Annotated in this window: 8 protein-coding genes; 5 read left to right on the top strand and 3 right to left on the bottom strand. The window is 43.9% G+C overall.

Annotated features, from left to right (window positions below; translation table 11 throughout):
• Window positions 1-1,251, top strand: a 1,251-nt coding sequence (locus F6K53_RS29660; protein WP_293083149.1) for a calcium-binding protein, incomplete at its 5' end; no start/stop codon positions are given.
• A gap of 319 nt (window positions 1,252-1,570) precedes the next feature.
• Here F6K53_RS29660 and F6K53_RS29655 read toward each other — a convergent pair.
• From F6K53_RS29655 to F6K53_RS29645, 3 genes are all read right to left on the bottom strand, one after another.
• The gene (locus F6K53_RS29655; RefSeq protein ID WP_293083147.1) at window positions 1,571-3,097 is read right to left on the bottom strand and encodes a DEAD/DEAH box helicase family protein; all 1,527 of its coding nucleotides are present in this window, start codon (window positions 3,095-3,097) and stop codon (window positions 1,571-1,573) included.
• 302 nt (window positions 3,098-3,399) lie between these two features.
• Window positions 3,400-4,185 (bottom strand): peptidoglycan editing factor PgeF, encoded by a 786-nt coding sequence (pgeF, locus tag F6K53_RS29650; RefSeq protein WP_293029004.1) that lies wholly within the window; start codon window positions 4,183-4,185, stop codon window positions 3,400-3,402.
• A gap of 308 nt (window positions 4,186-4,493) precedes the next feature.
• Entirely contained in the window at window positions 4,494-6,506 is a 2,013-nt protein-coding gene (locus tag F6K53_RS29645; RefSeq protein WP_293072263.1) for a serine/threonine-protein kinase, read from the bottom strand.
• A 743-nt stretch (window positions 6,507-7,249) separates the two neighbouring features.
• Here F6K53_RS29645 and F6K53_RS29640 point away from each other — a divergent pair.
• From F6K53_RS29640 to F6K53_RS29625, 4 genes are all read left to right on the top strand, one after another.
• Entirely contained in the window at window positions 7,250-7,702 is a 453-nt protein-coding gene (locus tag F6K53_RS29640) for a helix-turn-helix domain-containing protein (RefSeq protein WP_293026083.1), read from the top strand.
• A 330-nt stretch (window positions 7,703-8,032) separates the two neighbouring features.
• The gene (locus F6K53_RS29635) at window positions 8,033-8,272 is read left to right on the top strand and encodes a hypothetical protein (RefSeq protein ID WP_293083144.1); all 240 of its coding nucleotides are present in this window, start codon (window positions 8,033-8,035) and stop codon (window positions 8,270-8,272) included.
• Window positions 8,273-8,677: 405 nt separating this feature from the next.
• The gene (locus F6K53_RS29630; RefSeq protein ID WP_293072262.1) at window positions 8,678-9,451 is read left to right on the top strand and encodes an ABC transporter permease; all 774 of its coding nucleotides are present in this window, start codon (window positions 8,678-8,680) and stop codon (window positions 9,449-9,451) included.
• Between the two features lie 186 nt (window positions 9,452-9,637).
• Window positions 9,638-10,555, top strand: coding sequence for an ABC transporter ATP-binding protein (locus tag F6K53_RS29625; protein WP_293083141.1), 918 nt, complete (start codon window positions 9,638-9,640; stop codon window positions 10,553-10,555).
• Window positions 10,556-11,731 lie beyond the last annotated feature (1,176 nt).

Raw genomic sequence — 11,731 nt, 5'->3', positions numbered from 1 at the left:
AATGACACTATTCAAGGTCAAGGGGGAGCAGATACCTTGATTGGCGGTAGTGGTAATGATTCCCTGGACTCCGATACTCTAGGAACTGTTGATCTAATAGGTGATCTTTTAGATGGCGGTGCGGGCAACGATACACTTCAGGGAGAAGCCGGAAACGACACTCTACTTGGTGGCAGTGGCAATGATAGCCTCACGGGTGATGATTCCACTGTAGATTTTGGCAATGATAGCCTCAATGGTGGAGCTGGAAACGATACTTTGAATGGAGGTGCTGGCAATGACATACTCAATGGTGGTTCGGGAGTGGACACCACCAATGGTGGTTCTGGTAATGATCGGATAATCGACGACGATTTTGTGAATTTCGACATCCACAATGGCGGTCTAGGAATCGATACTATCGATTATTCCAATGTCACATTTGGTTCCGGGGTCACCATCAACCTGGCAACTGAGACCACCTCAGTTTCTGGAGGTAATACCGAAACGATTCGCAATTTTGAGAATGTCGAGGGCTCTCAGGGGGGTGAGACCATCATCGGTACCAGCGGCGCAAACCGTCTCGATGGTAATGGTGGTAATGACACTATTCAAGGTCAAGGGGGAGCAGATACCTTGATTGGCGGTAGTGGTAATGATTCCCTGGACTCCGATACTCTAGGAACTGTTGATCTAATAGGTGATCTTTTAGATGGCGGTGCGGGCAACGATACACTTCAGGGAGAAGCCGGAAACGACACTCTACTTGGTGGCAGTGGCAATGATAGCCTCACGGGTGATGATTCGACTTTAAATTTTGGCAATGATAGCCTCAATGGTGGTTCTGGCAATGACACCCTCACTGGCGCAGGTGGTAACGATACCCTAGTTGGAGGTTTGGGCTCAGATACCCTGAACGGTACTAACAGTATTCTGGACGGTGCTGGTGAAATTGATATCCTTGATCCTGGTGATTTTGGTGCCAGGGATCTGATTATCCTAGGCACCAGTGGCTCGATCTATTACAACGGCGCTGGTCTTGATTACGCTGTCATTGACAATTTCGACAGATTTAGCTTCGCTGGCGAAACTGACTCTGACAAGATCCAGATTTCCGGGTCATTGTCCAATTACACCTTAAGCTCATTCACAGGTACAATATCTGATGTTTCTATTACCAACGGTACTCGAATCAACTTAGGTGGAGAGATCATTGCTTATGTCGATTCTAGTGGTTTACTGACTTCTGCTGACTTTATCTCAGTGCTGTAGGGTGTAGGGGAACGGGTGATTGGAACAATGGAGGAGCTATGCCACGTTGATAGGACGGTTGAATCAGGTTGGAGTAACTCCAAAGTGGCTTTTATTTTCCCCGCGCCCCGCCCCACCCGGTCACCCTAACCCCTGTCTGCTTGTCTTGATGCAGCGCGGTCTTCGGGGAAACCCTCATGACCGCGCTGCATCGCTTTTAGTCTTGTTGTAACCTCCTCTACCTGGTGAGTTTGAGACCTGGTTAGAGGGGTGTTGATACCAAGTTGCATTCATACCTAGCACCCCATCACCAGATCACCCTATCACCTTTTGAGAAATACTAAAACTCATCATCCTCATCTCCCCACTTGCCCTTAGACTCAGCCGCCCTAGGGCTACTCCTAGGCTTGACCTGATAACCCTGCTCTGGCAATAACTCCAACTGCTTACCGGTCTGGCTCCCTTGCGGCTGTTTGCGCCTTCGCGGTTCATTCTTGCTACCACCACCATGGCGACGCCAAGAGGTCCGTTCTTCAGAAGTATCCTCAGCTACCACTTCATACAGCAACGCTACCTTCTCCCCATCCTTACCTTTACGCAATACCCGACCCAAGCGCTGGATATACTCCCGAGATGAACCGGTCCCTGACAAGATAATCGCTACTCGCGCATCGGGTACATCCACTCCTTCATTCAATACATGGGATGCCGCTAAACAGCGATACTCTCCTTCCCGAAATCGCTTCAAAATATCATGACGCTCTTTGACTGGGGTTTGATGAGTAATGGCGGGAATCAATAACTCTTGAGAAATGCGATAAAGTGTAGCATTACCATTGGTAAAAATTAACATCTTCTCTGGGTAATGCTGAGCCAGCAAATCTAGCAAAATCCTTAATTTTCCATCGGTACCTAAGGCAATTTCCTTGGCCTCCCGGTGAGCTAACATGGCTCGGCGTCCGCTTTGGCTACGGGCACTTGCTATCACAAACTGCTGCCAACCTTTAATACTCCCGAGATGAATGTTGGACGCTCTCAAAAAATCATTGCGCAACGTCATGCAAGAATTATAGCGATCGCGTTCTTTTTGGGACAGCTTGACCTTAATCTGAATTACCTTATGGTCAGCTAGTGCCAAACCCGCCAATTGATCAGGGCTTTTCCGATAAACCTCTGGTCCTATCAAACCGTTAAGGTCCCAATGACGGCCATCGGAGCGTTCTGGGGTTGCTGTCAGTCCTAACCGATAGGGTGCGATCGCATATTCCGCAATCACCTTATAAAAATCCGTAGGTAAGTGATGACACTCATCAAAAATCACCAAAGCGTACCGATTCCCTAAGGTTTCCGCATGAATAGTGGCACTATCATAGGTGGCGATCAGGATAGGCGTGCGATCGCGAGAACCACCCCCCAACACTCCCACCTCCACATCTGGAAAGGCTGCTTCGAGTTGAGCATACCACTGGTGCATTAAATCTAGGGTTGGTACGACAACTATGGTACTACGAGGAGTGTCTTGCATTGCCAACTGAGCCAGATAAGTCTTACCTGCTCCCGTTGGTAGCACCACTACCCCTTTACGACCGGCTTGCTTCCATGCCAATAGAGCTTCCCGTTGATGGGGATAAGGTTCCATCTCAAAACTAGATACTAGTGGCAGAGGCACAAATTCCCTAGCATCATCAATAAAATCAACCTTTTCTCTGAGTAAGGTTTCTACCAGAGGACGATAATGAATTCCTCTAATCCGAAACTTCTCTACCCGATCATCCCAAGTCGCATACTCCACCCAAGCTTTGCCCCTCGGTGGTGGATGCAAAATCAGAGTTCCCCGGTCAAAGGTTAATCTAGGGGTGCGTGGCATGGATTCAAGGACGTTTCTTTGCTATTGTCGTACCGGTTCCGTTGCCAGGCTTTGGCCTAGCTTCAATGTAAGCATTCAGCCGTCAGCCGTCAGCCGTCAGCTTTCCATCACTGAGATTAAACGAATGCTTACTTGTTTTCTTGATCCCAAGCGCGAGTGGGGGAAACCCCCGCAGGTCGGCGCTGCATCGCTTATTCAAAAGCTGTTCGGTGTAGCTTCCTCATAGCCCATAAGCACATCAAGTAGCACAATCTGTAGCGCATTAGCTGATAGCTGATAGCTGATAGCTGATAGCTTACGCTTCAATAGCTAATAATACCAGACCACTGAACTTTCTTAAGTTGATTACGCCGATAGGAAAAGAAACGCTCTGGTTCAGAGTAAGTGCAGTGGGGTGCGATCGCAATTTGTTCTGAATCAATGCCCAATTGTTCCAACTGTAAGACATTGACTCGCCGCACATCCAAGCGTACTCGTCCGGGTTTCGGGTCATCTAATATCGGGGAGTCGTCTAGCTGCTGCAACACCCCCAGAATTGATTCAGTGGTATCCCCTTGATCAGTAGATACAATACTAGCTCCCACTTCAGCCGCCACGGTTTCTGATACCTGATAGCATTCCCCTGTAATTGCTGGACCGAGAGCAATGCGTAGATTTTCTTTACGGCTACCATTGTTTAGCAATCTTGCGATCGCATTAGGAACAATCCGTTGAGCAGTACCCCGCCAACCCGCATGAATTGCTGCTACCTGTCCCGTTTCCATATCCCCAATCAGTAACGGCGTACAATCTGCTGTACAAACCCACACAGCTTGGTTAGCTTCTTCACTTATAATACCATCAGCCGGTGGTTTATTGGAGTCTGGCTCACCGTTTTGGGTACTTTCAATTTCCCCAGGAGTTAGTACTGTATTGCCGTGAACCTGTTTAACTCGATACACCTGGGCATCAGGCTGGAGTACATCCACCATTTCTTCAGGAGAACGGGGAGAAAATGCTGAGGAAAAGAAGCCGTGATTCCATTGCTTCAATAGGCTACTCGTTAAATAGGGCAAATTATTCCAAGTGTCCCAGTGCCAGGTATGCATTTAAATTGTGTTGACGGTTTACACTTTACAGTTTACAGCTTAGACTTTACACTTTATCCTTTCAGCTGTTGTGGATTTCAATTATATATTATTTAATTATAGCTTTTATTGCATTTATGAGTTACACTTATAAACCTCAAAGTCCCCCTTTTTAAGGGGTATTTAGGGGGATCCCTTTGTACCTCATGGGAAATATAATTGCTATATCAAAAAAATAAAATTCTTTACCCCTGCTCCCTGCTCCCTGCTCCCTGCTCCCTTCCTGTCATAACCTAAAACTTTAAATTAAACCAGCTTACTGTCATAAATCAAGGCAACTTCCAAACTTTAATACTATCATCTCTACTGCCACTGACTAAGGTTTTTCCATCGGGACTAATCGCCAGAGAACTCACCCAGTTTTTATGACCAGTGAGGGTAGTTTTCAACTCCCATGTTTCTAAATCCCAAACCTTAATGGTATTCTTGGCACTACCACTAACCAAGGTTTTACCATCCGGGCTAATCGCCAGAGAATGAACATAGTATATATGTCCAGTCAAGGTATTTTTTAATTCACCAATTGTCAAATCCCAAATTTTAATATTACGGTCTAGGCTACTACTAAATAACGTTTTACCATCAGGACTAATGATTAGAGAAACAACGGAATCTCTATGACCGGTCAGGGTCTTTTTTAGATCACCTGTATCCAAATCCCAAATTCTGATCGTATTGCCCCCATTACCACTAACTAAGGTTTTGCCATCAGGACTAATCACCACCGAACTAACCCAATTCGTTTCCCCCCTTAAGGTTTGTTTCAGCTTGCCCGTCGGTAAATCCCAAACTTTGATAGTGTGGTCATAACTTCCACTTACTAACGTTTTTCCATCGGAACTAATCGCAACAGAACTAATAAATCCCTGATGACCAGTAAGATTCTTTTTCAGCTGACCCCTTTTCAAATTCCAAATCTTGATAGTATTGTCATCACCACCACTAGCAATATTTTCTCCATCAGGACTAATAGCGACAGAATAAACATTACCATCATGGCCATTAAGAGTTCTAACTAACTCACCTTTCGGCAAATTCCAAATTTTTACAGTATGATCATTACTACCACTTACCAAATAGTTACTATCAGGACTAACCGCAATAGAACGCACTGAGTTAGAGTGTCCATTGAGAGTAGTTTTGAGGTAGGTACTGCTGGGTAAACCAGCCATCAAAAAACTTAGATTAGACGGAAATGTTTTATAGCGAAAATATCCATATCCTTGAGTAATTAATCCTAGAGATAATAAAGAAAATCCTCCCATCATCACTTGTTTTTTTAACTGGTCATTTTGTCTTAATGACGTTAAAAAATTCAGAAAAGACTCGTTATACTTAGAGGTTGATTGAGAGGGATTAGCAGAGGGCGCAGACTGAAGCTCCAACACCTCCAAGACTTGGTCTACAGACTGATAACGGTGCTGATAGCTTTCTGGGAGCAGCCGATCCATTATCCACCACAATTGTTCACTCACCGGTTGCTTTAAATGCTTTCGCCAACTATTTACCCAGCGATAGCCTTGTTTCTTCCACAAATCCCAAGGATGAACATTAGTAAGCAAATGAAAGCAGGTCGTGCCCAAACTGTATAAATCACTAGCAGCATAGGCTTTACCTCCCTCCATTTGTTCCATAGGCACATAGCCAAAGGAACCGATAGTGGTGCCAGTGATATTAGCCATGACCGTAGCCCTCAATTGCTTGGCTATCCCAAAATCGATTAATACTAGCTCAGTCTTTTTTTCATATCCTTGAGCCGAAGCAGGACGGCGAATGATATTACCTGGTTTAATATCTCGGTGAATCACCTTCTGTTGATGGACAAACTTGAGAATAGTTAGCAATTCAAATAAAACATCCCTAATCTTGTCTTCACTGAACGGTCCTGCTTCTGCCAACTCTTGCTCTAAGGTTTTCCCCTCGATATACTCTTGGAGCAAATATAAGCGCTGATCTTCCTCAAAGTAAGCTAGCAAAGTAGGGATTTGGGGATGTTGTCCCAGCCTTTGCAATTGTTTGGCCTCTTGCTCAAATAATTCTCGTGCCTTCTTGAGTGCCTTCGTTCCCTCAATTTGGGGCGCTAGCTGCTTAATCACACAGTTTTCATCCAATTTGTCCCTATCTTCTGCCAAATAAGTTTTGGAAAAGCCCCCATCTCCGAGGGGTCGAATCGGAAGATAGCGGTTTTTCAGGAGTACTAGTTTGTTACCACAGCTTTGGCAAAACTGGTTATCATCCGCATTAATGGGATTCTGGCAATCGGGATTAAGACAGCAGATCATACTGGCAGGTCATCAGGGAATTTGGGTATGACTAGGCCATTAAGAGGGTAGTTTTTTCCTGTTGATTGTCCTCTTAAGAGGGAGCATGTCACAGTTAAATGACATACGGTAGTAATTACGGTAGAAATTCCCTGGTATCAGGATGGTTTAAGTAGATGCTAGTGGTAGATGCTAGCTCTAGATGCTAGCTCTAGATGCTAACCCTGGCTGTTGGCTAATCAGCTAAAGTAGCCGCGAAAGCTTTTCGGTTTCCGAGAGATTTGGCTAATTTGATTAAGTGATGGAATTAAGGATTTGAGCTGTTTAGCAATCCTTATGATTAAGGGTGCTGGTTAATTTACTTTCAATAAATGATTTTAGCAGAATTTTAGCAAACGCGATCGCAATCTGGTTAACCCGTTACAGGTTATTGGTTACAGGTTACAGGTGACCCGGTTACAGGTTACAGGTTAGGCGGTTATTCAACCTTGGCCTTTCGGCCACGCTACGCGAACAACCTTGGCCTTTCGGCCACGCTACGCGAACAACCTTGGCCTTTCGGCCACGCTACGCGAACAACTTTCAACCTATTTTTAGGTTACAGGTAACCCGGTTATTAAACCTTGGCCTTTCGGCCACGCTACGCGAACAACCTTCAACACTATTGAAACAACTGGACACGATATCACTTCTTTAAGGGAAGTTGTTATTTGGTCAATTTTTATTATATACTAGTATCGGAATAGTTATTTCAAGTCTCCTCAATGAGTAAGCACGTTGGTACTACTGAAGCCGCATCTCTGTTAGGTATTTCTTCTCGGCGATTGCGCCAACTCCTAGAGAAGGGTCGGGTTCGGGGTGCCTATAAAAGTGGGAAATTCTGGATTATTCCTCTGTTCAACGATTTGCCACAAATCACGAAAGGTACCCGTGGACCAAAAGGCAAATGGCGTACTACTCGTCCTCCTGCTTTGGCTAAGATTAATGTCAACCGCAATCGCATTGGCTCCAATAACCACAAAAGCCCTGAAGACCGGCTGCCAGTGATTTCAGTAAAACGAAGCGGCAACAATCTATACGGCAATCAGATCGAAATCATTGGTCCGTGTCGGATTGTCTATCAGCCAGATAACCCACTCGATTGTGGAGCTCGTTTATGGATCGAAACCTTCAGTGATGTCCACTTCATCGGTGGCAGTTTCCCTGCTACTAGCTGATACTGTTTAATCCCAGTCAACAGTAATTTTTCAAAAACAACTAGGAACTATACTTTGTCAAGAAAGTCATGGATTCATAGTGGGTACGGCTAACGGCTGATACCTTAATGCTTACCATGATGGTTCATTATGCCTAGGTATAAAATAAGGACGCTACCAGATATAGCGCTACGCTTAGCGTCAGAAGTTAGAAGTCAGAAGTCAGAAGTAAGCTATGACTAGATTTCGGAGTTTAGGAATGTCCTAATCTAAATGCGTAGTGTTATATAATCTGATCTATCATTCTGTTATCCGATCTATTACTTGCGATCTATTATTTCTGAAACTACCATGAGAGCATCTAATCGAATTCCCCTAGTTTTGTTTCTACTGCGCCTCAGTGTTTTTATAGTAATGCTGATGTGGACAATGGATAAATTCGTGCGTCCTGAACATGCAGCTGCGGTCTATGAAAACTTTTACTTTATTAGTGGACTCGGTAACAGCATTTTTATTCTTATTGGCGCTATCCAGCTAGTAATCATCCTAGGATTTTTACTCTTAGTGGAAAAAACGATGGACTTATGGTAGCGTATTAGTATTTCATGGGATATAAACTATCTCATCCTATCAGCAATATCTAAGCCTATTTACTGATCCTAATTTGCTATTTTTTGCCGCTTTGCAAATGTTAGCAGCTTGTTTTGCCCTTTATTATCTTAGAGACCTGGATACCTTGTTTGTTATCAATAGACGATAGGCAATATAAACACAAAAATCTTCCTTCTGGCGTTCAAGTTAAAAGTTAAAAGTTGAAAGTTGAAAGTTGAAAACGTTTACTAACCTAATGAGGTACACAAGATTTTTTTCATCTTACCTATTGCCTATTGCTAGCATGCCTATTCCCTGTTCCCTGTTCCCTGTTCCCTGTTCCCTGTTCCCTGTTCCCTAAAACCCAGGAATCTGTACCTAACCCAATTGAAAAGTGCTGTAATTATGAAATATTGGCGGGAAACCTGTGCTGTAGCACAGCGAATCTTGATTGAACTATGGCGAAGGCAGCGTAGCCTATTATTTTGGAGTATTTTTCCAATTACTGTGCTATTTCTCAACGGTTTGATTATGGCAGAACAGGCTGAGCTATCAACCGCAGAAGCATTTCAACGGGCTGCCCCAACTACTCTTGTGGGTGCTGCTTTGTTTTTTAGCTGCTTGGGGGGTAGCGTGGCAACAGTAGTCTCAGAACGAGAACAGCACATGCTCAAGCGTTTATTTATCTCTCCATTAGGCGGCATATCCTATTTCTTAGGAATTTTTTTGGCTCACAGCTGCATTGGTACAGGTCAAGGCTTAGTGGTTTATACCATAGCAGCATTTTTGGGGGCAAGGTTTCAAGGTTCCGTGTTGCTAGGGGTATTGATTATTTTCCTGAGTATTATTGCTTATGTGGGAGTGGGATTTTTTCTGGGAACTCAATTAGCGCGGCGGACTGAGGACGTTAATGCCTTAGTGGGAACCTTCGGTGTACCTCTATTAATTTTGGGGGGTGCGTTTTTACCAACTGCTTTGTTTCCGGAACAGTTACTGGAAATCGCTAAGTTTAACCCAATTTATCATATGAACGAAGCCTTGCTGGGAGTATGGGCTGATGGGAAGGGTTTGGTGGAAATAGAGTCTCATTTCTGGTTTTTGTTTGGCTTTGCCTCAGTGATGGTGATAGTCGCATGGTTGTCATACCAGGGGATGGTTCGGGTAGAGAGAAGATTGTGATTACCCACGGAATTTTTGTGCAGGGTAACCTAGTTTAAACCATTGAAAAATGAGGAGGCTTGCACAAACAAATAAACTTAAGTATAGTCGGGTCAGTTATCTATTAGCTAGTACTCCTATAAAATCATCCGATTATCGTAAAAAAAGTCTGATTAAATTGCCTTAGTATTGCTCAAGGTTTAACTAGTGCTAAATATCCATAAATTAAGTAAGTCTTACGGTAATCGAAACGTTCTGCGGGATTTAAGCCTAAATATTCCAGCAGGAGAAATATATGGTTTACTCGGACCCAATGGTGCGGGTAAGACAACTACTATCAATATCATCTGTAACTTACTACGAGCGGATAGTGGTGCGATCGCAATCAATAACCAACCAGTGTCCGAGGCAACGAAAAAGCTGATTGGGGTTGCCCCCCAAGAGAATTTACTGTATCAAACCCTTAGTTGTCAAGAAAACTTGTATTTTTTTGCTCGTCTGTATGGGTTAGATGGTCAGCAGTGCTCTAAACAAGTTTACGCTGCCCTTGCTGCGGTAAATTTATTAGAGCGGGCAAAAAGTCCGGTGGAAACCCTCAGTGGTGGGATGCAGCGACGGATGAATATTGCTGTGGCTCTAGTGCATCAGCCCAAATTACTGATCTTAGATGAGCCTACGACAGGCTTAGATATTGAAGCGCGATATGAAATTTGGGACTTGATTCGACGTCTTCAGGGCCAGGGAATTACTATTTTGCTAACCACTCATTCCCTTGATGAAGCAGAACGTCTTTGCCAGAGAATTGGCATTCTTAAACAGGGACAGATTGTAGCAGAGGGGAGTTTGCTTGAGTTACGGCAAAAGATTCCGGCTCAAGAAATTGTGGTAGTAGACACCCCTCAAGAAGAACAAGCGATCGCTCGTGCCCAGGAATTAGGCTTTACTCATCGCCGCTATGGAAATGATTTAGCCTTTTGGCTACCAGAGTCTTTAGACCTGAAGGATATTATTGCTTGTTTTGATGGGATTCCCCTCGATTCCATTGCTCGTCAGCCAGTGCGGCTGGAGTATGTCTATGTAGAGGTTACATCAAATCTGGGAAACAAGTTAGTGGTTAGTCGTTAGTGAGAGTGTGTTGATCTCTACTAACTACTGTAGGGGCGAACAGCTGTTCGCCTCTACTAACCACCAACAAAAAACAACAAACTGGACATTCTGGGTGATTAACGATAACAATCTACAAACCATTCCCTCTGCAATTCTAAGTAAATTCCTCAAGGTTAATCAACCTGTTAGGGTTAATCAATGTTTTGTCTTCACAGGGATATTATAACCCTTTTTTTCAGGATTTGTCACGATTTCCAGATATCAAGGCAGAGCCTTAAGCTGGTCTTCATTTAAATTCCATGCTTCTGATAGCAGGGGAGCATCAATCCTCCCTAACCCCCCTTAGTAAGCCAGGGCTGTTTCATTGTCGGACTAAAATGTGATTGGTGGGGAGATAGGGAGATAGGGAGATAGGGAGATAGCGGTGTGGCGAATTTAATAATTAGATGCGGAAAGCGCACCTTAGGTATTTTTAACCTTAAAAATACCCTCTCCCCAGCACCCCACTTCCCTTGAAGTTACAGTAGTTGAGGGTAGCCTTTATGGTCGGCAGGTTATGGGCAACAGGTTTAAGCTTTTGGTAAGCATTCAGCTAATAGCTATCAGCTATCAGCTAATGCGCTACGCGCACGCTACTTGAGGTGCTATTAGCTTTGGGCCAAGACTCACGCTACGGGAATGGCTCAGGGCTGACCGCTGACCGCTGATGGCTGAATGCTTACAGTTTTTGTAATAAGGCTACCCTCTTCAAGGTTTCATCCCTTTCACGCCTATTGACCTGAGAATTTATCCCAAAGAATGAAACAGCCCTGCCCTTAGTAAGGGAGGAATGGTAGCAGGGGAGAGGGTTTGATGGTTTTTTGCTAACTGAATAATATCCAATTTAAATGCGCAACAGCTTAACTTCAAAATGCCTAAAAAAAAATTGGTATGATGTTTTGCCAAGGTTTGTTTTGGATTTGGTTCCAATCTGGTGACTAGTTTTTGTCTGTTTGTAATAGGCATGTCGGAAACTATTAAAATTATTGCCAATTGTTCGGTCATTATGATTTTATATCAACTCCGTTTAAATACCCATAATAAAAGTGTATCGAAGGCAGAGGGCAGAAGGCATAATGGTGCATCTAAATGCATTAACTTAGGCAAAATTTTAATAAAAAAATCATACTTTTCACACTTACAAAACTTCCGACA

The sequence above is a fragment of the Moorena sp. SIO4A1 genome (assembly GCF_010672065.1).
GTDB lineage: Bacteria > Cyanobacteriota > Cyanobacteriia > Cyanobacteriales > Coleofasciculaceae > Moorena.
The sequence above is the reverse complement of the archived record's forward strand: the minus strand, read 5'-3'. Positions and strand labels throughout refer to the sequence as shown.

Excerpts from the sequence above, each read along its gene's own strand:
- F6K53_RS29655 (WP_293083147.1), bottom strand. The coding sequence starts at position 3,097 with ATGCCACGCACCCCTAGATTAACCTTTGACCGGGGAACTCTGATTTTG.
- pgeF (WP_293029004.1), bottom strand. The coding sequence starts at position 4,185 with ATGCATACCTGGCACTGGGACACTTGGAATAATTTGCCCTATTTAACG.
- F6K53_RS29645 (WP_293072263.1), bottom strand. The coding sequence starts at position 6,506 with ATGATCTGCTGTCTTAATCCCGATTGCCAGAATCCCATTAATGCGGAT.
- F6K53_RS29640 (WP_293026083.1), top strand. The coding sequence starts at position 7,250 with ATGAGTAAGCACGTTGGTACTACTGAAGCCGCATCTCTGTTAGGTATT.
- F6K53_RS29635 (WP_293083144.1), top strand. The coding sequence starts at position 8,033 with ATGAGAGCATCTAATCGAATTCCCCTAGTTTTGTTTCTACTGCGCCTC.
- F6K53_RS29630 (WP_293072262.1), top strand. The coding sequence starts at position 8,678 with ATGAAATATTGGCGGGAAACCTGTGCTGTAGCACAGCGAATCTTGATT.